Origin of the sequence: Nocardia sp. BSTN01, assembly GCF_015354405.1 — a bacterium.
GTDB lineage: Bacteria > Actinomycetota > Actinomycetes > Mycobacteriales > Mycobacteriaceae > Nocardia.
Map to the genome: position 1 here is coordinate 1 of NZ_JADKYP010000052.1, position 20,619 is coordinate 20,619.

The following is a 20,619-nucleotide window of genomic DNA, read 5'->3' on the forward strand; positions in this document are numbered from 1 at the left end:
GGTTGCGTGCCGTTGTGAGCCGCCCAATTCCCTTCGCTGTACTAACAGTCGTTATCTCGGATACGTATCATTGATATTAGCGGCTGAGTAACTGAAAACCTACGCCTGATTCAGGATTTCCTTGAAGCTTCCAGGTCGGCCGTCCGGGAACTGTTCAGCGTCGGCACGTTTGCGGGGCAACGCACCCTCACTGGTCGAGGGGCAGTACGCTCCGGTTCTGGCCCGTCGAACGAGTCTCGCCCCACGGGCCATTGATAACCGGAAGATAGCTGACATCTCATCCTTTTGTCTGTATCGCAGTTTGTGTGGCGTACGACACGTCTCGGAGCTGTGAGGATGAACGTTCAACTTCGGATGAAATCTGTTCGGTATTACAACCTCTCGATGATTGTCCCGGTCGCAAGTGCGCCACCGGCGCACATGAGGACCATTGCGATCGACTTGTCGGAGCGCTCGAGCTCGTGCAGGGCGGTGGTGATCAAACGTGACCCGGTGCTGCCGACCGGATGTCCGATCGCAATCGCACCGCCGTTGACATTGACCCGATCCATATCCGGCTTGTGCACCGAGGCCCACGACAGCGGGACCGAGGCGAAGGCCTCGTTGATTTCGAAGAGATCGATATCGGCGATGCTCATGCCCGACTTCTCGAGCAGGCGCGTGGTCGCCTGCACCGGACCGTCCAGGTGGAACTCCGGCTCGGCGCCGACGAGGCACTGGGTGACGATGCGAGCCCGCGGCTTCAGTCCGGCACGCGCCGCGGCCTGTTCGTCCATGAGTAGCACCGCGGCCGCACCGTCGGAGATCTGCGACGAGGTGCCGGGGGTGTGAATTCCACCCTCCAGCACCGGCTTCAGCTTCGCCAGGCTCTCCCTGCTGGTCTCGCGCAAACCCTGGTCCCGATCGACGTCGAGCCTCTCGCCGGTGAGGGTGCCCTCTTTGTCGACCTGCGGCGCGCCGGCGATGGTCAGCACCTCGCGGTCGAACCGCCCTTCCGCCCAGGCCTGAGCGGCCAAACGCTGTGAGCGCACGCCGAATTCGTCGATATCGTCGCGGGTGATGCCGCGACGCTTGGCGATTCGCTCGGCCGCCTCGAACTGATTGGGCATATCGATATCCCAGCTCGCCGGGCGGCGGGGGCCGGCGTTCTCGCCCACGTTCGCGCCCAGCGGGACGTGGCTCATGGATTCGACGCCGCAGGCGACGCCGATATCGATCGCGCCCTGGGCGATCTGCCCGGCGATCAGGTGGTTGGCCTGCTGGGCGGATCCGCACTGGCAGTCGATGGTGGTCGCGCCGACCTGCCAGGGGAGTCCGGCGTGCAGCCACGCGGTGCGGGTGACGTTGTTGCCCTGCTCGCCGACCTGCATGACGCAGCCGCCGATGACCTGTTCGACCAGTGCCGGATCGAGCTGTGCGCGCTCGAGGACGCCGCGCTGGGCGGCGCCGAGCACCTCGGCGGCGTGCAGGCCGGCCAGCCAGCCGTTGCGTTTGCCGATCGGGGTGCGCGCGGCCTCGACGATGACGGGGGTGCCCATAACTTCAACCTTTCGAACAGCATCCGTATCAGCACAGAAACTGGAACAAGTTCTGTGGATGTACTGAGGGCGGACTATGGCTTCTTTACTACTGATACCACCTATGCTGCAATGAAGGTAGAACGTGTTTCAGTTAGTCGAAGGAGACAACTGGTGGTTGACACCCATGTAGCTCCGAACCTCCCCGAGGGGTTCGACGCCACAGATCCCGATATGTGGGCCCGCGGCATTCCCGTCGAAGAGTTCGCGGAGCTGCGCCGGGCCGCGCCGATCTGGTGGAACCCGCAGTCTCCGGAGGTCGGAGGGTTCCACGACGACGGTTTCTGGGTCGTGTCCAAGCACGCCGATGTCAAGGAGGTCTCGCGGCGCGACGATTTCTCCACCTACGAGAACACCGCGATTCCCCGCTTCAACGACGACATCCCGCGCGAGGCCATCGAGCTGCAGCGCCACATCCTGATCAACAAGGATGCGCCCGAACACACCAAACTGCGCAAACTGATCTCCAAGGGCTTCACCCCGCGCGCGATCAACGGCCTGCGCGCGGAGTTGTCCGCCCGCGCCAAGTCGATCGTCGACGCGGCCGCGGCCAGCGGCGCGGGCGACTTCGTCACCCAGGTGGCCTGCGAGCTGCCGCTGCAGGCGATCGCCGAACTCATCGGCGTCCCGCAGGAAGACCGGATGAAGGTCTTCCAGTGGTCCAACGAGATGACCGGTTACGACGATCCGGACAGCGATGCCGACCCGGCCGCCTCCTCGATGGAGATTCTCGGCTACGCCTGGCAGATGGCCGAGGCCCGCAAGGCTCAACCGGCCGAGGACATCGTCACCGCCCTGGTCAACGCCGATATCGACGGTGAGGCGCTGACCTCGGAGGAATTCGGCTTCTTCGTCATCCTGCTCGCGGTGGCAGGTAACGAGACCACCCGCAACGCCATCACCCACGGCATGATCGCGTTCCTGGAGAACCCGGAGCAGTGGGAGCTTTACAAGCGCGAGCGGCCCGCCACCGCCGCCGACGAGATCATCCGCTGGGCCACACCGGTGAGCTCGTTCCAGCGGACCGCGCTGGTCGACACCGAACTGTCCGGGGTGCAGATCAAGAAGGGTCAGCGCGTCCTGCTGATGTACCGCTCGGCCAATTTCGACGAGGAGGTGTTCGAGAACCCGTACACCTTCGACATCACGCGTGATCCGAATCCGCACCTGTCCTTCGGTGGCACCGGCGCCCACTTCTGCATCGGCGCCAACCTCGCGCGGCTGGAGATCGACCTGATCTTCAACGCCATCGCCGACCACCTGCCCGACATCACCAAGCTCGGCGACCCCAAGCGCTTGACCTCGGGCTGGCTCAACGGCATCAAGGAATTCCAGGTCGACTACAAGACCAGGGGCTGATTCGCACCCTGAAACACGGGCAGGGCGGGCACTCGTTCAGAGTGCCCGCCCTGTGTGTTCGCGCGGCTTGTTCGTGCGGCACGGCCTCATTGCTTGCGCATGGTTCCCATCGCGCGATCGGTCTCCCAGAACGCGCGCAGCGCCACGATCTTCCCGGCGTCGTCGACCTTGTAGGTGAATACGCCCTCGGCGTCGATGACGTGTCCGCCCAGCTGGGTGCGGATCAGGCCGGTGAAGGCCACCTCACTGCCGCAGGCGAAGGAGTCGCCGAAGACGAAATCGATGGATTCGGTCGGGGCGATGGCCTTGTCCCAGAACGCCGCGATGGCATCGCGGCCGCGGTGGCCCACACCTTCGGGATCGAAGACGGAGGGGCCGATCGGATCCTCGACGATGCCGTCGGCGGCGAACAGTGCCAGCCACGCCTCCTTGTCCCGGGCGCGCACCGCGGCCTGGGAGGCCCGTCCGGCGAGGCGCGCCGGATGTTCGGTGGTGGTGGTTGCGGTCATCTCGGACTCCCGGCTCGGTGGTTTCGGCGAATTTGCTGATGGAATTGCAAATGTGCTTTCCGCCGGCAATCCGGTCACCCGGAAATGCCGGCGGAATTGCGCGTCACCGTGGTTCCGAGCCCACTACCCACATCGAGAAGTACTGTGATCCGCCACCATAGGCATGGCCGAACGCTTTTCGGGCGCCCTCGACTTGGTAATCGCCCGCCCGGCCCATTACCTGCTTGGCCGCCTCCGCGAAGCGGATCATGCCGGATGCGCCGATCGGATTGGAACTCAGCACGCCACCCGAGGGATTGACCGGCAGCTTCCCGCCGATCTCGGTCTCGCGTGCATCGACCAGCTTCCAGCCCTCGCCCTCGGGGGTGAAGCCCAGGTTCTCCAGCCACATGGGCTCGAACCAGGAGAACGGGACGTAGATCTCGGCCGCGTCGATCTCCTCGAGCGGATTGGTGATCCCGGCCTGCTTCCACAGCGCGGCCGCGGCGTCGCGGCCGGCCTGCGGGTTGACCTGGTCGCGGCCGGAGTAGGCCAGCGGTTCGGTGCGCATGGCCGTGCCGTGCACCCACGCGACCTTCTTACCCGACGCCTCGGCCGCCTTCGCCGATTCCTCGTTACCGATCACGATCGCGCACGCACCGTCGGAGGACGGGCAGGTCTCGTCGAAACGCACCGGGTCCCAGAGCATTTGGGACGCGAGTACCGATTCCATGGTGATATCGGGCTGGCGCAGATGCGCGAACGGATTCTTCGCGCCGTTGCGGCGATCCTTCACCGCGACCATCGCGCCGATGTGCAGGGGAGCATTGGCCCGCCGGATGTACGCGCGCACATGCGGTGCGAAGTATCCACCCGCACCGGCACCGACCGGCATCGTGAACGGCACCGGATTCGACAGGGCCCACATGGCATTGGATTCGGACTGCTTCTCCCAGCAGATCGCCAGCACCCGCCGGTACACGCCGGCCTGCACGTGGTTGGTGGCGACCACGCCGGTCGAACCGCCGACCGAACCCGCGGTGTGCACGCGCAGCAGCGGTTTTCCGGTGGCGCCCAAAGCATCCGCCATGAACAGTTCGGGCATCATCGAGCCCTCGAACAGATCCGGCGCCTTACCGACGATCACCGCATCGATATCGGCCATGGTCAGATCGGCATCTTCGAGTGCACGATCGATTGCCTCGCGGCACATACCGGCCATGGAGACATCGGTCCGTTTCGTCACGTGATGGGTTTGTCCCGTGCCGAGTACGGCGGCTTGATTGGTCATCGTCCAGCCTCCAGGATGGCCACCAAGTTCTGCTGCAACGCCGGACCACTGGTGGCGTGGGCGAGGGCTCGCTCGGCGGTGCCGTTCATGATTTCGTTGGCCGCGTAGCCGATTCGTTCCAGACCGGCGGCGAACATCGGGTTGCCCGCCAGCGCACCACCCGAGGGGTTGATGCGGGTGGACTCGCTCAGCCCGATGGCCTGCTTCAGGATCAGCTGTTCATGGCTGTAGGTCGCATGCAGTTCGGCGACATCGAATCCGCTCGCATCCCCGCCGAGCACCGCCTTGGCCGCGGCCCCGGTGGAAGGGGAGGTGGTCAGATCGCGCGCGCCGATCATCGGGGTGTCGATGCGGTGCGCCATACCGGTCAGCCAGGCCGGCCGCTCGCACAGCTCGCGGGCCTTGTCGCCGCGGGCCAGCACGATCGCCGCGGCGCCGTCGGTGATCGGCGCGATGTCGTGTTCGCGCAGCGGATTCGCGACATACGGTGCGGCGAGCCGCTTCTCGATCTCGGCGTCGTCGGCGGCCGAGACCGCGGCCATATCGCGTTCGGTCCAATTTCCGGCGTCGAGCCCGGCCCGGGCCTGCAGACCGGCCACCGATACCGCGTCCGGCCACAGCGGGGCCACCAGGTACGGATCCATCTGCAGCGTCAGCACCTGCCGCAGCGTGCCGGCCGACGGCTTGCCGAAGCCGTAGACCAGGGCCGTCTCGGCCTGTCCGGAGCGCAGTTTGACCCACGCCTCGTACAGCGCCCAGGCCGCGTCCATTTCGACGTGCGATTCGTTGATCGGGGGCACGGCGCCGATCGAGTCGATCGCGGAGATGAACGAGAAGGCGCGTCCGGCAAGGTAATCCGAGGATCCCGAGCACCAGAAGTCGATATCGGAGACGCCGATGCCGAGTTTGTCGTACAGCTGCCGGAAGCACGGGACCAGCATTTCGACACCGTTGGTGGTGCCGTAGGTTTCACGGACATGCGGGGCGTGGGCGAAGCCCACCACCGCGATATCTGTTGCGTTGTCGCTCAAGGTGTTTCGCTCCTAGAGGTGGTGCCGGTAGCTGTCGTAGTCCGCGTCCGGCTCGCCGTTGGGCTCGAAGTGGTCCACGTTCTCCAGCGTGTAACCCCACTCCTCGCGCGGCTTCCACACCGCCTTCACGCGCATACCCATGCGGACTTCGCTGGGGTCACAGCCCAGCACCCGGTGCAGCACCGGAATATCGGCGCCGTCGAGCAATACGTACGCGGTGACGTACGGCGGTTTGATCTTCTGTCCCATGAACGGCACGTTCACGATGCAGAACGTGGTGATGGTGCCGGTGTCGGGCAGATCGACCATCTCGTCGGTCGGGCGGCCGTCGATCGGGTCGGCGCCGCGGGGCGGGAAGTACACCTTGCTCTCGGCGTCGGCGCGACCACCGATCAGGCGACCCTCGACCAGCGACTTCAGATACCGCGTCTCGGTCGGCGAGGCGGTGTGCTTGTACCGCAGGTCGATCGGGGTGACGATGCCGGTGACCGGCTCGGCCGCATCGCCATCCGGCGAGGTGGAACCGTCTGGGGCCGAAGAGGTCTCGCCCGGTTCGACGCAGGCGATGTCGTGGATGCTGCCGCTGCGTTCGGCGGCCCAGCGCACCCGCACGCGCAATCCGCTGCGCACCTCGTCGGGAGACGACACGTCGAGTGCGTGCAGCACCGCGGTGTCGGCGCCGTCGAATTTCACCAGCGCCCAGGCGAAGGGGCGGTCGAACGGCTGGCCGGGCAGCGGATCGGCGACCCAGCTCCAGCTCTGCACCGTGCCGACATCGGAGACGTCGACGAAGTCGGTCAGCCGCTCCGCGGTCACCGGATCGAATTCCGCCGGCGGCACGATCACCCGGCCGTCGCTGCCGCGGACGCCGACGATCCGGCCCTCGCGCAGCCCGGTCAGGAACCGGCCGATGGTCGGTCCGACCGATCGGGTGTAGTCGAACTTCATCCGTAGTTCGGCGCTGAGTACCTCGGGTGCGGGTTCCGCTTCCGGACCGCTGCCTTTCGCGATTACGCCGGTCATGGTGTTCCCATTGGTCACGATATCGAGTAGAACAGGTTCTTATTCTGGTGGCAAGAGCTACCTGGAAAGGTGTCCGGCGACGGGCCCGGTGAAACGGGCTGGGCGAAAGGAGTCGACGATGCGGTTCGGATTGCAGCTCGGATATTGGGGTGCGGGACCGCCGCCCAACGCCGGGGAGTTGGTGGTGGCCGCCGAAGAGGCCGGATTCGACGCGGTCTTCGCCGCCGAGTCCTGGGGTTCGGATGCCTTCACGCCGCTGGCCTGGTGGGGCTCGGCCACGCAGCGGGTGCGGCTGGGAACCTCCGTGGTGCAGCTGTCCGCCCGCACCCCTACCGCGACCGCGATGGCCGCGCTGACCCTCGATCACCTCAGCGGTGGCCGCCACATCCTGGGCCTGGGCGTCTCCGGTCCGCAGGTGGTGGAGGGCTGGTACGGCCAGCCGTTCGCCAAGCCGTTGCAGCGCACCCGGGAGTACGTCGGGATCATCCGCCAGGTGCTGGCCCGGCAGGCGCCGGTGGTGAGCCAGGGCGCGCAGTACCGGCTGCCCTACGACGGGCCCGGCTCGACCGGCCTGGGTAAACCGCTCAAGCCGATCACCCATCCGCTACGTGCGGATCTGCCGATCTGGCTCGGCGCCGAAGGGCCGAAGAACGTGGCGCTGACGGCCGAGATCGCCGACGGCTGGCTGGCGATCTACTACACGCCGCGACTGGCCGGAATGTACGACGAATGGCTGGACGAGGGGTTTGCCCGGCCAGGCGCCCGGCGTTCTCGGGAGGACTTCGAGATCGCGGCGAGCTGCCAGGTGATCATCACCGACGACGCCCGCGCCGAGATCGATCGGATCAAGCCGGTGATGGCGCTCTACATCGGCGGCATGGGCGCCGAGGAGCTGAACTTCCACGCCCAGGTCTACCGCCGGATGGGCTACGGCGCCGAGGTCGACGAGATCACCCGGCTGTTCCGCTCCGGCCGCAAGGAGGAGGCCGCCGCCGTGATTCCGGACCAGCTGATCCTCGACACCGCCATCATCGGCGACGAGGACCATGTGCGCTCCCAGCTGAAGGTCTGGGAGGCGGCGGGCGTCGGAATGCTGCTGGTGACGGTGCGTGACGTGGCACAGTTGCACCGCCTCGCCCCCCTTGTTCAGATGTAGAACACGTTCTAGAATCGAGGAGTGACTTCGATGGAGCCGGCACAGAAGCTGGGACTGTGGAATATCGCGGCCACCGACCCCGATCGGATCGCGGTCGTCGATCCGTCGGGGCGGGAGGTCGGCTACCGGGAGCTGTCGGATCAGGCCGACCGCATCGCACGAGGCTTACAGGCCAAGGGGTTACGGCCCGGTGATGTGCTGGTGTCGATGGTGCACAACACCACCGAGGCGCTCGCCGTGTACTTCGCGGCGTATCAGGCCGGGCTGTACATCGTCGCGGTGAACTGGCATCTGACCGGGCCGGAGATCGCCTACATCCTCGGCGACAGCGAGGCGAAGGTGTTCATCGCCGACGAGCGCTTCGCCGAGGCCGCGACCGTCGCCGCCGACGAGGCGAATGTACCTGCGAGCGCTCGCTATTCGGTGGGCGACATCGACGGTTTCCAGCCTCTGGCCGAACTCGGCGCGGGGGAGTCCGGGCGCCCCGACGTCCGGACCACCGGTGCGCCGATGCTCTACACCTCGGGAACCACCGGACGCCCCAAGGGAGTTCGGCGTCCGCTGACCGGCGCCGATCCCGATGTGGTGGGCCCGCAGGCGACCGGCTTCTTCGGCCTCTTCGGCATCCAGCCCTTCGACGACCACGTGCACATCTGCGGCTCGCCGCTCTATCACACCGCGGTGCTGAACTTCGCCTCCATCTCGATTCAGCTGGGGCACACGGTGGTTCTGATGGACAAGTGGGATCCGGAGGAGATGCTGCGGCTGATCGATACGCATCACGTGACCCACAGTCATATGGTCCCCACCCAGTTCCACCGTCTGCTCGCCCTCCCGGAGGAGGTGCGGGCGCGCTACGACGTCTCCTCGCTGCGCTGCATGATCCACGGCGCCGCGCCGTGCCCGCAGGAGACCAAGCGCAGGATGCTGGAGTGGTGGGGTCCGGTCGTCACCGAGTACTACGCGGCGACCGAGGGCGGCGGCACGTCGATCTCGGGCGAGGAGTGGTTGCGCAAACCGGGTTCGGTCGGCAAGGCGTGGCCGTACGCGGTGGTGAAGGTGCTCGACGAGGACGGCAACGAGGTCGCGCCGGGCGAGGTCGGCCAGGTGTACATGAAGATGGGCGGTTCCAACTTCGAGTACCACAAGGACAAGTCGAAGACCGAGGACGCGCGGGTGGGCGATCTGTTCACCGTGGGCGACATCGGGCATATGGATGCCGACGGCTATCTGTTCCTGCACGATCGGCGCTCGGACCTGATCCTGTCCGGGGGTGTGAACATCTATCCGGCCGAGATCGAGGGCGAGTTGATCACCCATCCCAAGGTCGCCGACGTCGCGGTTTTCGGTATCCCGCATCCGGATTGGGGTCAGGAGGTGAAGGCGGTCGTGCAGCCGGCCGAAGGGATCGCGGCAGACGGCGAGCTGACCCGGGAACTGATGGAGTTCGCCGCGGCTCGCCTGGCGAAGTACAAGCTGCCCAAGAGCATCGAATACCTGCCCGAACTGCCGCGCGATCCGAACGGCAAGTTGTACAAGCGCAAACTGCGCGAGCGTTACGTGCCCGCGTAGCCGCAGTCTCGCCGATCGAGTCCGGACGCCCTTACCGTCCTGCCCTGTGTGGGGCGTCCTCGATCGCGGCGCCTTCGAGCCCGCCCGGCTGTGCCCGGCGGGCTCGTCGGCGTCGCAGAATACGCGTTCCGGCGAAACCCGCTGCCGCTTCGGCGGAATTAGTAAACTGTGTAAATCAAGTCTTGTCAGGCGTGAGAACACGTTCTATTTTGGTCCTGTGAGCTACAACATAGCGGACCTTGTCGAACACACCATCGACCTCGTGCCGGACCGTGTCGCGCTGGCCGACGACGTCCGCTCGGTGACCTATGCCGAGCTGGAGGATCGGGCCAACCGATTGGCGCACTACCTGCAAGAACAGGGTGTGCAGCCGGGTGACAAGGTCGGCATCTACTCGCGCAACACGATCGAGGCCGTGGAGGCCATGGTCGCGATCTTCAAGGCGCGGGCAGTAATGATCAACGTGAACTTCCGGTACGTCGAGAACGAGTTGCAATACCTTTTCGACAATTCCGATATGGTCGCGCTGATTCACGAACGTCGCTACAGCGACAAGGTGTCGGCGGTGCGGCCGAACACGCCGAAGTTGAAGACGGTCATCGCCGTGAACGACGGTACCGAAGCCGAGGTGCCGTTGCCCGCGGATTCGGTGGAATACGAAGCGGCACTGGCCGCTTCGCACGGTGAGCGCGACTTCGGCGACCGCTCCAACGACGACATCTTCATGATCTACACCGGCGGCACCACCGGCATGCCCAAGGGTGTGATGTGGCGGCACGAGGACTGGTGGCGGGTGCTCGGCGGCGGCATCAACTTCGTCACCGGCGAGGCGCTCGAGGACGAGTGGCAGCAGGCCAAGGCCGGCGCCGCCGGTGGGCAGATGGTCCGCTACCCGATCCCGCCGATGATCCACGGCGGTTCGCAGTCGGCGACCTTCCACGGCCTGTTCGACGGCGGCAAGACGATCATGCTGCCGGAGTTCAGCGCCCACACCGTGTGGCAGGCGATCGACCGCCACGGCGTGAATCTGATCTTCATCACCGGTGACGCCATGGCGCGGCCGATGCTCGACGCGCTCAAGGAAGGCCATCCGGAAACCGGTGAGCCGTACCAGCATGCGAATCTGTGGGCGATGGCCAGCAGTGCGGCGCTGTTCTCCCCGGCGCTGAAGGACGAGTTCATCGAGCTGCTGCCGAATACGGTCATCACCGATTCCATCGGCTCTTCGGAAACCGGTTTCGGCGGCCTGTCGGTGGCGGCCAAGGGCGCGACCCACACCGGTGGGCCCCGGGTCAAGATCGACGCCTCCACCGCAGTCATCGACGAGGAGGGCAACCCCGTCGCGCCCGGCTCCGGTCAGGTGGGCGTGCTGGCCCGCACCGGCAACATCCCGCTCGGTTATTACAACGACCCGGTGAAGACCGCCGCGACGTTCAAGGAGTTCAACGGCGTTCGCTACTCGATTCCCGGCGACTTCGCCCGGGTCGAGGAGGACGGCACCGTGACGATGCTGGGCCGCGGATCGGTCAGCATCAACAGCGGCGGCGAGAAGATCTACCCGGAGGAGGTCGAGGGCGCGCTCAAATGCCACCCGGAGATCTTCGACGCGCTGGTGATCGGTGTGCCGGACGAGCGCTGGGGGCAGCGGGTGGCCGCGGTCGTGCAGTGTCGCGGTGGCAACCGTCCGACGCTCGAGGAACTGCGTCCGGTGCTGACCAAGGAGATCTCCTCCTACAAGCTGCCGCGCAGCCTGTGGTTCGTGGCGGAGATCAAGCGTTCGCCGGCCGGAAAGCCCGACTACCGGTGGGCCAACGAACATGCCCGCTCACGGCCGGCCGACGAGGAATCCCAGGCGTCCTCGAAATAGCCACGCCGAAATAGATAGCTCGCCGAAGTAAATAACTGGCAATCGATATCGCCGCGCTCCCGTCATCGCAGTGGGGGCGCGGCGAATTCGTATCGCCGAAGGCGTCGACCTCCGTCGGCCGTATATCCGTCGAGGGCCATTGCGGTGCCGCGGCCTGCTGAGCACGGCGTCCGCGTCCATGCCCCTACTTCCGGGGTGTTTTCTGTCGGTGCCCTGTGCCACAGTGATCCGCATGAGCGAACAAGCTTCCGCCGGCACCGTCGACGACGTGCTGCAGCAATTCGAGAGTTACCGGCGGGAGCTGTGTGCTTACGCCTATCGGATGTTGGGTTCCTCGTTCGAGGCAGAGGACGCGGTTCAGGAGACTTTCACTCGGGCGTGGAAGGCCTACGACTCGTTCGAGGGTCGGTCCAGCCTGCGATCGTGGCTGTACAAGATCACCACGAACATCTGCCTCGATATGCTCGACGGTCCCCAGCGCCGGGCCCGGCCGATGGATCTGTCCGGGCCGTCGAGTCCGGACAGCCCGCTACCGCCGCCGCAGCCGGATTACGTGTGGGTGGAACCGATTCCGAACGCACTGGCCTTCGGCGCCGACCCGGCCGAACATGCCAGCACCAAGGATTCGCTACGGCTGGCGTTCGTGGCGGCCTGTCAGCACCTGCCGGCGACCCAGCGGGCGATCCTCATCATGCGGGAGGTGCTGCGGTTCTCGGCCAACGAGACGGCCGAGATGTTGACGATGTCGCCGGCCTCGGTGAACAGCGCGCTGCAGCGGGCGCGCGCGACCATGTCGAAGGTACAGCCCTCGGAGTCGAGCGGCTACGACGAATCCGATGACAGTCAGCGCAAACTCGTCGACGGTTTCGTGCGCGCCTTCGAGGCCTACGACATGGATGCGCTCACCTCGCTGTTGAAACAGGATGTCGCGCTGTCGATGCCGCCCATCGAGCTGTGGGTCTCAGGTCCGGAGAACGTCGCTCAATTCATGCTGTCGCCGGGTCCCTCGGCCTGCCGGGGTTCGCGGTTGATCCCGCTGGCCGGCGCCAACGGACTTCCGGCCTTCGGCCAGTACAAACCCACCGACGAGCCGGGGGTCTTCTCGCCCTGGTCGATCACGGTGCTGGAATTCGACGGTCCCGCGATCAGCGGGTTGAACTTCTTCCTCGACACCGACCGGCTGTTCCCGCTGTTCGGGTTGCCGCCGGAGCTGCGCGACTGATCCTCGAATGCTCGACGAACGTAATCCCGAAGCCTCCTGAACGCCGGCACTTCATCGGAGGCCGGCGGCGTGCTGTGTACATGTTCGGGAGCGCCGCTCGGACCGGGCGGCGGTGGCTCCCATGCCGCCTCTACTCGAGGATTTCCAGCATCCGCCCTCCCAGAACCGCGGCGGAGTGTGGGTTCTGGCCGGTGACGAGGTTACGGTCCTCGACCATGTAGGGCTCCCAGATGGGGCCGCGGCTGTAGTTGACCTTGACCTTCTCCTTCAGGTCCGTCTCCAGCAGCCATGTGGCCCGTGAGGCGAGGCCGACGGCCTCTTCCTCTTCGTTGGAGAAGCCGGTGACGTTGTAGCCCTGGAAAGGCGAGACGCCGTGAATCCTGGTGGCCAGCATCGCGGACGGCGCGTGGCACACGATGAACAGCGGGTTGCCCGACTCCAACTGCGCTGTGAGCAGGCGGCCCGCATCGGCGTCGAACGCCAGGTCGGCCATGGGGCCGTGGCCACCGGGCAAGTAGACAGCCACGTAGTCCTCCAGACGCACATCCGACAACTCGAGCGGCCGACGCATAGCCTCCGCATCGCGAATGATCGCCTCCAGGTCCAACGCGGCCTGTTCGCCCCCTGCCATCGCGGGGCGCAGGCTCATCATGTCGACGTTCGGCGTGGTGCCACCCGGAGTGGCGACGACGACTTCGTAGCCTGCGTCAGTAAGCATCTTGTAGGGATTGGCGAACTCCTCGGCCCAGTAGCCGGTCGCGTACCTCGTGCCGTCCTTCAGCACCCAGTATGTGGCCCCGTTGACGATGAACAAGATTTTCGGCTTCGACACAACACACTCCTCTCACACCGGCCCCTTCTTCAGCGTGACACCCCAACCGCCCTGGCGCTCGTGCCCAGCCATCTTGAAACGTGGATTCGAGACACAACAGGTGCGCACCTGCGTTGCTGGTCCTGGGTGCCGGCTGGTCTGGCTGACCTTCATCCGGGCCGACGGCAACTTCTGGATCGACGTGCTGCCCGGATCGCTGCCGGCCGCGTTCGGGACGTCGCTGGCCTTCGTCCCGTCGCTGCAGACCGCCATCTCCGCGGCGCGGCCGGAGCAGGGCGGCCTGGCGTCCGGACTGGTGAAGACCGGCTACCAGATCGGATCGCCTCGGCCGCCGGAGCCGACCGCATCGGTGACGCCGATGCCCTCACCGACGGGTTCTCCGCCGCCTTCGGTGCCGCGGTGGGGGATCGCGGTACTGGCGGCGGCGCTCGCCTGGGCGACGTTCCGGTCGACTCGTCGCGAGCGGGTGCCGGCCGATGTGTGACCGCGCTGCGGTCGCTGTGGCCCTCGACCCTGGTCGAGGGCCACACGGCTGTCAGTCGATCGCCTTGGCGGTCAGCCAGATCGTGATGACGACTCCGGCGGCCACCGCCATGCCGATGTGGCCGGGGGAGCGTGCGTAGTCATAGCTCGAGAGCGCCGCGACGGCAGCCATGACGAACATCAGCGAACGTTTCACCCTGTCCCCCCACCTCTCGGGGTTCAAGCATACGAGAGACGGAAGTGGTTGCGCCACAGGAGAATACCCGCTTCGCACCGCATTGCCGTTGCGAAGTGTTCGCCGATGACCGAGGGGCACCTGTGGCACGCGAATAGCTCGGTGGCTCGCGCGGTTCGAGCCGGGCGCTACGGCGGATCGTGCTGTGGCCCGGACGAAAGCTGCTGGGGCGGAAAGGATTCAGTCGGTGTCGTGCGGCGATCAGGTGATCAATCGGTCACGGTGTGGCAGGCCTCGATGAGTGCCCGCAATTCGGCACGCGGCGGATCGGGCCGCACCGCGAGATAGCTCGGCATCCTCGGCTCCGGGTTGCGCAGCGGACGCCAGACCACGCCCGGGAACGACAGATTCGCCGCCTGGGCCGCGTAGTACACCGTCCAGCTCGGCGCGCCGAAGCCGATAGCGGCCAGCGTGTCCTGTTCGGTGGTGAACTCCGGTCCGAAGGCCGGTGCGAAGCCGGCCTCCCGGCACGAGTCGACGACCAGGTCGTAGAGGGTGGGATTGCGGGTGCGGCCCACCAGCCGCAGTGGCAACTGCGCGAGGCGCGCGAGATCGATCTCGCGCAGCACCGCGAGGTCGAGCCGAGCGGGGATCGCGGCCACCAGCCGGTCGGACCACAGCGGCAGCAGTTCGAGCCCGGGTTCGTCCCGCGGGCCGCGCACGATCGCCGCATCCAGTTCCCCCGAGCGCACCCGCTTCATCCGAACCTCGGTGTCCGCGTCGACCAGTTCGAGGCGAGCGTCCGGGGCGCGGCGAGCGAAGGCCACGAGAATGTTCTCCAAGCGGGTGCCGAGGCCGGTGCTGGTGCCCAGCCGGATCGTGCCGGTGCGTTCGACGCGCAGGTCGTCGATGGCGGCACGCGCCTGCGCCACCGCGGCGAGCACCTGTTCGGCGTGCGGAAGCAGTCGCCGCCCGCCTTCGGTGAGGCGCACCGTGCGGGTGGTCCGCTCGAACAGTGCGACGCCCAATTCCCGCTCCAGCCGGGTGATCTGCTGACTGACGGCGGACTGCACGATGTGCAGCCGCTCGGCCGCGCGTCCGAAGTGCAGTTCCTCGGCCACGGTCAGGAAGTACTGCAATTGGCGGAGCTCCACGGCGCGAGATTAATCAGTTTCGGTGAACAGTGCCAGCGCGGTCTCCTCATTTTTCGGCGCGGCCGAACGCGATTTCCTGGTCCCAGCACATCGGAACCACACCGGGAAGTGATGACCATGCCGTATCTCACCGTCGATGACGTCCAGCTGTACTACGAGGATCAGGGAACCGGACAGCCGCTGCTGTTCCTGCACGGCTGGGGCACCAGCGGGCGGGTGTGGGGTGCGCAGCAGGCGGCACTGGTCACCGAGTTCCGGGTGGTCACCGTCGATTGGCGCGGCTGCGGGCGTTCGGACCGGCCGGTCACCGGCAACAACCTCGCCGGTGTGCTCGCCGACCTGGTAAGCCTCATTCGGCAGCTCGGGTTGCATCGCCCGATCGTGATCGGATCCTCGGTGGGCGCGACCTTCGCGACCGAACTGGCGCTGGCTCATCCGGATCTGCTCGGCGGCGTGGTCGCGGTCGACGGTCCGGCCTACTGGCCCGGGCAGGGGATGCCGCTGGCCGAGATCATCGGCGAAATGCGGTACCACCGGGCGGAATTCGTCGCGCGATGGGTGCCGAACTGGTACGCCCCGGCAACCTCACCGGCGCTGGTCGACTGGACCGTGCGGCAGATTCTCGATTCGGGTGTGTACATCGACGAACTGTTCCACCTCTTCGCCACCTACGATCCCCGGCCGCGGCTTCCGCAGCTGCGCACGCCGATCCACTACCTGCACGGCGAGCTGGACGCCGAAATCCCGGTGGCGGTGGCGCGGGCCTGCGCGGCGCTCACACCGGGCGCGAGGGTCGGCGTGATCGCCGGTGCGGGCCATATGCCGCAACAGGAGCGAGCCGCCGAGTTCACGGCCGCACTGCGCACGGCGATCGTGAACTTCACTCTGCCCGCCGCGGCGTGACCACCGAACCAACTGCGACACAAGGATATTCGATGACATTCGCAACAGCCCGCATCCACGGGGGAACCGCCGAGGTCGCCTACGAGGTGACCGGAACGGGTCCGGCGGTCGTGCTGGTCCACGGCACGGCGGCCGCCCGCGACCAGTGGGCACCGCTGACCGCCGCGATCGCCGACCGCTATACCGTTGTGGCACTGGACTATTCGGGCTCCGGCGACACGGTCGACCACGGCGGCGCGCTCACCGTCGCCGATCTGGCCGCCGAGGTGCGCGCCGTCGCCGACCACGCCGGACTGGACCGGTTCCACCTGGTCGGGCATTCGCTGGGAGCGGTGGTGGCCGCGCACGTCGCCGCGACCGTCCCCGACCGCGTGCGCTCCCTGCTGATGCACGCGGGCTGGGTGCGCACCGATGCGCGGATGGACGCCGAATTCCGCTACTGGATCGAGGTGCTGCGCGCCGACGCCGTCTACGGCACCAGCCTGTTCGCGCATATGCTGCCGCTGATGGCGTTCGGTCCGCGCTACTGGGACCGGACGAGCGCGGAAGAGAACGCGGCCCTGATCGAACAGCTGGCGAAGGTGATCGCGCGCGGCGCCGCACGGCAGACCGAGGTGGATCGCACCGTGGATCTCACCGATCTGCTCGGCAGCATCGCCGCGCCGACGCTGATCCTCGCCAGTGCGCACGACCGGGTCGTTCCGGCGGCGCAGCAACAGCACCTGCTCGCCGCGATACCCGACGCCCGCTATGCCGAGATCGATGCCGGCCACGGGGCTCCGGGCGAGGATCCGGCCGGTTTCCACGCCAAGATCATCAGCTTCCTGGACGCGCAGACGGCATGAACACCCGGCGCGGGTCAGTTGGTGCCGGGATAGTCCATCCAGAAGGCCTCCCAGTGGTGACCGTCGGGATCGACGAAGGCGCGGCTGAACATGCCCACCGCCTCCTCCTGGGCGCGTTTGTCCTCGCTGATCTCCTCCGTGGCGCCCGCGTCCACCGCGGCGGCGAGCAGCGACTCGACCTCCGCCCTGCTGCCCAGTGACAGCGCGTAGATCGAACCGGTGGCCGCCCGAGTGTCGGCGATCGGGCGGTTGGTGAAGGTGTCGAAGTACTGCCGGACCAGCAGCATCAGGCAGATGTTGTCGTCGACCACCACGCAGGCGGCGTTCTCGTCGGTGAAGTCCGGATTCACCTTCCAGCCCAGCGCCTCGTAGAACGATGTGGACCGCTCCAGATTCTCGACGGGGAGATTGATGAAGATCATCTTGCTGGGCATGGGGGTCCTCTCACCTGCGTACGTCCGCTGTCACCAATACCGACGCCGTGACGGATCGAAACTCATCGAGAGGTTGTGATTCGGCCGCTGTCGTCAGCGGGTATGACCGAGCGCAGCGACGAGTCGAGCTGCGATGTCCGCGATTTCGACGAGCTGACCTTTTGCCACCTCGATCATGAGGTCGTACGTATGATCCTCGTCCAGACGGTCGACGTCGATACCATTGCGGGCCAGGAAGACGACGGCCGCTGAGACCGCGAGGCGCTTGTTACCGTCGATCAACGGGTGATTGCCGGCAATCGAATGCAGAAGGGCTGAGGCTTTCTCCCAGATGGTGGGGTATGCATCGGCGCCGAAAATGGTCGCTTGTGGTCGGGCGATCGCCGAAGCGAGCAGACCGGGATCGCGCAGCGAGAAGGGTCCCACCGCATCGCCGCCGATTGCTCGAAGGTCCGCCATCGTCAAGTAGTAGATCGACGGCTCGGTCATTCCGCGAGCCGATCCAGCAGCTTCCGGTGCTTGTCGGCGAAGCGCTTCGACAGGGCCCGGACCTCGTCGTCGGCGGTCTCTGCCATCTGCTCCGGCACGACCGCTGCCACCCGGCGGCCGTGGCGCGTCAGATGAACAACTGTGCCGCCTTCGGCCGCGGCGATAACCTCAGCCAGTCGGTCTCTTGCTTCGCTGACGGGTAATTCCCAGCTCTCAGGCGTCGGTGCGGCAGTCATGCCCTAAATCGTACGTCAGTGCTTGTGTTTCGTACGAAAGAAATACTCGCCCGGGCCGAACCGGTGGAGCGGCGGTCCGGCCCGGGCGAGCGCCTGCGTCAGTGGGCCTCGGCCAGGAGGGTGCCCAGAGCGCGCAGGTGATCGGTGGCGCCGCCGAGCGCGAACTCGTTGTGTTTGGCGGCGGTGAAGTAGCACTGGACGATGTGGTCGCGGTCGATGCCTACGCCGCCGTGCACGTGCACGGCGGTGTGGGCGATGCGGTGACCGGCCTCGGCGGCCCAGAATTTGGCGGTGTGGATCTCCGCCTCCGCCGCCAGCGCCTCGTCGACCCGCCACGCGGCCTGGGTGACCGCCAGCCGCAGCCCCTGCAGGTCGATGTAGCCGTCGGCCAGCCGCTGCGCGACCGCCTGGAAGCTGCCGATCTTGCGATTGAACTGCTCACGCTCGCGGCCGTATTCGGCGACGAGTTCGACCGCGCGCTCCAGGGTCCCGAGTTGCTGTGCGGCCAGGCCGAGCCAGCCGTGGTTCAGCAGCCACGCGAGAATTTCGGCGCCGTCGTCGACGGTGCCGACCAATTCGGCGGGGGTGGAATCGAATTCGACCTCGGCCTGCGGGCTGCGGTCGACCACCTGCTGCGGCGTGACGCGCGCGTCCGCCGGATCGACCAGGAATACCGCGGCCTTGCCGGACACCGTGGCGGGCACCAGGATGCGCGCCGCCTGCGCCGCGAAGGGGACGACCGTCTTGGCGCCGACCAGCTTCCAGCCGCCGTCCTCGGTCGCGGTCGTGGTCGGCTTCGCCGGCTCCCAGTTGCGTTCCTCCGACAGTGCCGCGGTCAGAATCGTCTCGCCCGCACCGGCTTTCGCCGCCAGCTCGCGCTGCGCCTCGTCACCCCAGCGGGCCAGCGCGCCGGCGCCGAGGACGACCGACCACAGATAGGGCACGGGGGCGGCGGATTTGCCGATCTCCCGCAGAATCGCGGTCTGTTCCAGCGCGCCGAGTCCGCTGCCGCCCACCGATTCCGGCAGCGCGGCCGCGAGCACGCCGGTCTCGGCCAGCGACCGCCAGAGTTGGTCGTCGAAGCGGACCTCGGCCTTGTCCAGTTCCCGCAGCCGGTCGGCGGTGACGAGTTTGGCGCAGACCTCGCCGGTCAGCCGCGCGAGATCCTGCTGGCCCTCGGTAAGTGTGAAATCCATTGTTGTTCCTAGTTTTCGACGTTTCCGACCGGCTCAGCGGGCGGCAGCGGGCTGTTTGAGGGCGGTCATCGCGATGATGTCGCGCTGCACCTCGTTGGTGCCGCCGCCGAAGGTCAGGATCAAGCAGGCGCGATGCATCCGCTCGAGCCGTCCGCGCAGCTGCGCGCCGGGGGAGTCCTGCCGCAGATACGCCTGTGGTCCGAGGACCTCCATCAGCAGTCGGTAGGCCTCGGTGGCCAATTCGGTGCCGAGCACCTTGCAGGTGGAGGCATCCCACGGCCGGGGCGCGGCGTCACCGCCCGCATCGGCGCCCGAGGCGATCTCCCAGTTCAGCAGTTTGAGGAACTCCACCTGGGCGTGGACCCGTGCCAGATTCAGCCGCACCCACTCGCTGTCGATCACGCGCGCGCCGCTGGAGTCCTTGGTGTCGCGCGCCCATTCGGTGGTCTGCGCGACCGCCAGCGCCAGCGGCGCCGCCGAGGTCAGCGCCACCCGCTCGTGGTTGAGCTGATTGGTGACCAGCGCCCACCCGCCGTTCTCGGGGCCGACCATCGCGGAGTGTGGCACTCGCACGTCCTGGTAGTAGGTGGCGCTGGTGTCGGGCCCGGCCATCGTGTGCACGGGCGTCCAGGAGAAGCCCTCGGCCGAGGTCGGCACGATGAACATGCTGATGCCCTTGTGCTTCTTGGCGGTCGGGTCGGTGCGGGCGGCCAGCCAGATGTAGTCGGCGTACTGGATGAGGCTGGTCCACATCTTCTGGCCGTTGATCACCCAGTCGTCACCGTCGCGGACCGCGGTGGTGCGCAGCGACGCCAGGTCGGTGCCCGCGCCGGGCTCGGAATAACCGATGGAGAAGTGCAATTCGCCCGCCGAGATCTTGGGCAGGAAGAACTTCTTCTGTTCCTCGGTGCCGTAGTGCATGATCGTCGGCGCCACCGAGTTGATGGTCAGGAAGGGCACCGGCGCACCCGCGACGGCCGCCTCGTCGGTGAAGATCAGCTGATCCATCGTCGAGCGATCCTGACCGCCGTACTCCTTGGGCCAGCCGAGGGTGAGCCAGCCGTCGTGGCCCATCTGCTGCACGACCTCGCGGTAGACGTTGCCGTGCCCGTACTCACCGGTCTGCGACGACAAGGCCTCGCGGCGCTCCGGCGTGATCAGCTTGGCGAAATATTCGCGGAGCTCGGCGCGCAGCTGCTCCTGTTGCTCGGTATAAGCAATCCGCATGGCGGTTACCTCGTACTCGGTGATGTGATGGCGGATGTGACGACATCGCCCCTGTGACG

General features: G+C 66.7%; 21 protein-coding genes. 8 read left to right on the plus strand and 13 right to left on the minus strand.

Going from position 1 to position 20,619, the window contains the following annotated elements:
* Positions 1 to 371: 371 nt before the first annotated feature.
* Positions 372 to 1,538, minus strand: coding sequence for a steroid 3-ketoacyl-CoA thiolase (locus IRT45_RS28865; RefSeq protein ID WP_194808996.1), 1,167 nt, complete (start codon positions 1,536 to 1,538; stop codon positions 372 to 374).
* 213 nt (positions 1,539 to 1,751) lie between these two features.
* Between IRT45_RS28865 and IRT45_RS28870 the strand changes: the two genes are divergently transcribed.
* Positions 1,752 to 2,936: a cytochrome P450 gene (locus IRT45_RS28870; protein ID WP_228535402.1), complete on the plus strand. Its 1,185-nt coding sequence runs from the start codon at positions 1,752 to 1,754 to the stop codon at positions 2,934 to 2,936.
* An 86-nt stretch (positions 2,937 to 3,022) separates the two neighbouring features.
* On the opposite strand, the gene IRT45_RS28875 is transcribed toward IRT45_RS28870, so the two are convergent.
* The 4 genes from IRT45_RS28875 to IRT45_RS28890 form a co-directional block, all read right to left on the minus strand.
* Positions 3,023 to 3,445, minus strand: a complete 423-nt coding sequence (locus tag IRT45_RS28875) for a nuclear transport factor 2 family protein (protein WP_194808998.1) — start codon at positions 3,443 to 3,445, stop codon at positions 3,023 to 3,025.
* A 103-nt stretch (positions 3,446 to 3,548) separates the two neighbouring features.
* The gene (locus IRT45_RS28880) at positions 3,549 to 4,715 is read right to left on the minus strand and encodes a thiolase domain-containing protein (RefSeq protein WP_194808999.1); all 1,167 of its coding nucleotides are present in this window, start codon (positions 4,713 to 4,715) and stop codon (positions 3,549 to 3,551) included.
* The gene (locus IRT45_RS28885; RefSeq protein WP_194809000.1) at positions 4,712 to 5,746 is read right to left on the minus strand and encodes a thiolase domain-containing protein; all 1,035 of its coding nucleotides are present in this window, start codon (positions 5,744 to 5,746) and stop codon (positions 4,712 to 4,714) included. Before IRT45_RS28885 ends, IRT45_RS28880 begins: the two co-directional genes overlap by 4 nt.
* A 12-nt stretch (positions 5,747 to 5,758) precedes the next feature.
* The gene (locus IRT45_RS28890; RefSeq protein ID WP_194809027.1) at positions 5,759 to 6,769 is read right to left on the minus strand and encodes a Zn-ribbon domain-containing OB-fold protein; all 1,011 of its coding nucleotides are present in this window, start codon (positions 6,767 to 6,769) and stop codon (positions 5,759 to 5,761) included.
* 118 nt (positions 6,770 to 6,887) lie between these two features.
* Here IRT45_RS28890 and IRT45_RS28895 point away from each other — a divergent pair, with 118 nt between their 5' ends.
* The 4 genes from IRT45_RS28895 to IRT45_RS28910 all read left to right on the plus strand — a co-directional run bounded on the left by IRT45_RS28895 (position 6,888) and on the right by IRT45_RS28910 (position 12,586).
* Positions 6,888 to 7,925, plus strand: coding sequence for an LLM class F420-dependent oxidoreductase (locus IRT45_RS28895; RefSeq protein WP_194809001.1), 1,038 nt, complete (start codon positions 6,888 to 6,890; stop codon positions 7,923 to 7,925).
* A gap of 30 nt (positions 7,926 to 7,955) precedes the next feature.
* Complete coding sequence (locus IRT45_RS28900; RefSeq protein WP_194809028.1) at positions 7,956 to 9,497, plus strand: acyl-CoA synthetase; 1,542 nt, start codon at positions 7,956 to 7,958, stop codon at positions 9,495 to 9,497.
* Positions 9,498 to 9,714: 217 nt separating this feature from the next.
* On the plus strand, positions 9,715 to 11,364 hold the full coding sequence (locus IRT45_RS28905) for an acyl-CoA synthetase (protein WP_194809002.1): 1,650 nt from the start codon (positions 9,715 to 9,717) through the stop codon (positions 11,362 to 11,364).
* A gap of 232 nt (positions 11,365 to 11,596) precedes the next feature.
* Entirely contained in the window at positions 11,597 to 12,586 is a 990-nt protein-coding gene (locus IRT45_RS28910) for a sigma-70 family RNA polymerase sigma factor (RefSeq protein ID WP_194809003.1), read from the plus strand.
* 130 nt (positions 12,587 to 12,716) lie between these two features.
* Here IRT45_RS28910 and IRT45_RS28915 read toward each other — a convergent pair whose 3' ends face one another.
* Positions 12,717 to 13,418, minus strand: a complete 702-nt coding sequence (locus IRT45_RS28915) for a type 1 glutamine amidotransferase domain-containing protein (protein WP_194809004.1) — start codon at positions 13,416 to 13,418, stop codon at positions 12,717 to 12,719.
* Between the two features lie 73 nt (positions 13,419 to 13,491).
* On the opposite strand from IRT45_RS28915, the gene IRT45_RS28920 reads away from it, so the two are divergent.
* Positions 13,492 to 13,902 carry a hypothetical protein gene (locus IRT45_RS28920; protein WP_375540164.1) on the plus strand — a complete coding sequence of 137 codons (411 nt, stop codon included), beginning with the start codon at positions 13,492 to 13,494 and terminating at the stop codon, positions 13,900 to 13,902.
* A 51-nt stretch (positions 13,903 to 13,953) separates the two neighbouring features.
* On the opposite strand, the gene IRT45_RS28925 is transcribed toward IRT45_RS28920, so the two are convergent.
* Both IRT45_RS28925 and IRT45_RS28930 read right to left on the minus strand, forming a co-directional pair.
* A complete protein-coding gene (locus tag IRT45_RS28925) occupies positions 13,954 to 14,097 on the minus strand; it encodes a hypothetical protein (RefSeq protein ID WP_156055884.1) in 144 nt (47 codons plus the stop codon).
* A gap of 248 nt (positions 14,098 to 14,345) precedes the next feature.
* Positions 14,346 to 15,230: a LysR family transcriptional regulator gene (locus IRT45_RS28930; RefSeq protein WP_194809005.1), complete on the minus strand. Its 885-nt coding sequence runs from the start codon at positions 15,228 to 15,230 to the stop codon at positions 14,346 to 14,348.
* A 111-nt stretch (positions 15,231 to 15,341) separates the two neighbouring features.
* Between IRT45_RS28930 and IRT45_RS28935 the strand changes: the two genes are divergently transcribed.
* Together IRT45_RS28935 and IRT45_RS28940 are read left to right on the plus strand one after the other, a co-directional pair.
* Positions 15,342 to 16,133, plus strand: a complete 792-nt coding sequence (locus tag IRT45_RS28935) for an alpha/beta fold hydrolase (RefSeq protein ID WP_228535398.1) — start codon at positions 15,342 to 15,344, stop codon at positions 16,131 to 16,133.
* Between the two features lie 32 nt (positions 16,134 to 16,165).
* Positions 16,166 to 16,978 (plus strand): alpha/beta fold hydrolase, encoded by an 813-nt coding sequence (locus IRT45_RS28940; RefSeq protein ID WP_194809006.1) that lies wholly within the window; start codon positions 16,166 to 16,168, stop codon positions 16,976 to 16,978.
* 14 nt (positions 16,979 to 16,992) lie between these two features.
* Here the strand turns inward: IRT45_RS28940 and IRT45_RS28945 are convergent, their stop codons facing one another.
* The 5 genes from IRT45_RS28945 to IRT45_RS28965 form a co-directional block, all read right to left on the minus strand.
* Positions 16,993 to 17,412, minus strand: a complete 420-nt coding sequence (locus IRT45_RS28945) for a VOC family protein (RefSeq protein WP_194809007.1) — start codon at positions 17,410 to 17,412, stop codon at positions 16,993 to 16,995.
* Positions 17,413 to 17,505: 93 nt separating this feature from the next.
* Positions 17,506 to 17,901 carry a type II toxin-antitoxin system death-on-curing family toxin gene (locus tag IRT45_RS28950; RefSeq protein WP_194809008.1) on the minus strand — a complete coding sequence of 132 codons (396 nt, stop codon included), beginning with the start codon at positions 17,899 to 17,901 and terminating at the stop codon, positions 17,506 to 17,508.
* On the minus strand, positions 17,898 to 18,137 hold the full coding sequence (locus IRT45_RS28955) for a type II toxin-antitoxin system Phd/YefM family antitoxin (protein ID WP_194809009.1): 240 nt from the start codon (positions 18,135 to 18,137) through the stop codon (positions 17,898 to 17,900). The genes IRT45_RS28950 and IRT45_RS28955 overlap by 4 nt, the downstream gene beginning before the upstream one ends.
* Before the next feature lie 98 nt (positions 18,138 to 18,235).
* On the minus strand, positions 18,236 to 19,333 hold the full coding sequence (locus IRT45_RS28960; RefSeq protein WP_194809010.1) for an acyl-CoA dehydrogenase family protein: 1,098 nt from the start codon (positions 19,331 to 19,333) through the stop codon (positions 18,236 to 18,238).
* 33 nt (positions 19,334 to 19,366) lie between these two features.
* The gene (locus IRT45_RS28965) at positions 19,367 to 20,560 is read right to left on the minus strand and encodes an acyl-CoA dehydrogenase family protein (protein ID WP_194809011.1); all 1,194 of its coding nucleotides are present in this window, start codon (positions 20,558 to 20,560) and stop codon (positions 19,367 to 19,369) included.
* Between the last annotated feature and the right edge of the window lie 59 nt (positions 20,561 to 20,619).

Coding starts and splice junctions, on each gene's coding strand:
- IRT45_RS28960 (WP_194809010.1), bottom strand. CDS start 19,333: ATGGATTTCACACTTACCGAGGGCCAGCAGGATCTCGCGCGGCTGACC.
- IRT45_RS28880 (WP_194808999.1), bottom strand. CDS start 4,715: ATGACCAATCAAGCCGCCGTACTCGGCACGGGACAAACCCATCACGTG.
- IRT45_RS28875 (WP_194808998.1), bottom strand. CDS start 3,445: ATGACCGCAACCACCACCACCGAACATCCGGCGCGCCTCGCCGGACGG.
- IRT45_RS28950 (WP_194809008.1), bottom strand. CDS start 17,901: ATGACCGAGCCGTCGATCTACTACTTGACGATGGCGGACCTTCGAGCA.
- IRT45_RS28870 (WP_228535402.1), top strand. CDS start 1,752: ATGTGGGCCCGCGGCATTCCCGTCGAAGAGTTCGCGGAGCTGCGCCGG.
- IRT45_RS28940 (WP_194809006.1), top strand. CDS start 16,166: ATGACATTCGCAACAGCCCGCATCCACGGGGGAACCGCCGAGGTCGCC.
- IRT45_RS28965 (WP_194809011.1), bottom strand. CDS start 20,560: ATGCGGATTGCTTATACCGAGCAACAGGAGCAGCTGCGCGCCGAGCTC.
- IRT45_RS28955 (WP_194809009.1), bottom strand. CDS start 18,137: ATGACTGCCGCACCGACGCCTGAGAGCTGGGAATTACCCGTCAGCGAA.
- IRT45_RS28900 (WP_194809028.1), top strand. CDS start 7,956: ATGGAGCCGGCACAGAAGCTGGGACTGTGGAATATCGCGGCCACCGAC.
- IRT45_RS28910 (WP_194809003.1), top strand. CDS start 11,597: ATGAGCGAACAAGCTTCCGCCGGCACCGTCGACGACGTGCTGCAGCAA.
- IRT45_RS28865 (WP_194808996.1), bottom strand. CDS start 1,538: ATGGGCACCCCCGTCATCGTCGAGGCCGCGCGCACCCCGATCGGCAAA.
- IRT45_RS28935 (WP_228535398.1), top strand. CDS start 15,342: ATGACCATGCCGTATCTCACCGTCGATGACGTCCAGCTGTACTACGAG.
- IRT45_RS28945 (WP_194809007.1), bottom strand. CDS start 17,412: ATGCCCAGCAAGATGATCTTCATCAATCTCCCCGTCGAGAATCTGGAG.
- IRT45_RS28895 (WP_194809001.1), top strand. CDS start 6,888: ATGCGGTTCGGATTGCAGCTCGGATATTGGGGTGCGGGACCGCCGCCC.
- IRT45_RS28890 (WP_194809027.1), bottom strand. CDS start 6,769: ATGACCGGCGTAATCGCGAAAGGCAGCGGTCCGGAAGCGGAACCCGCA.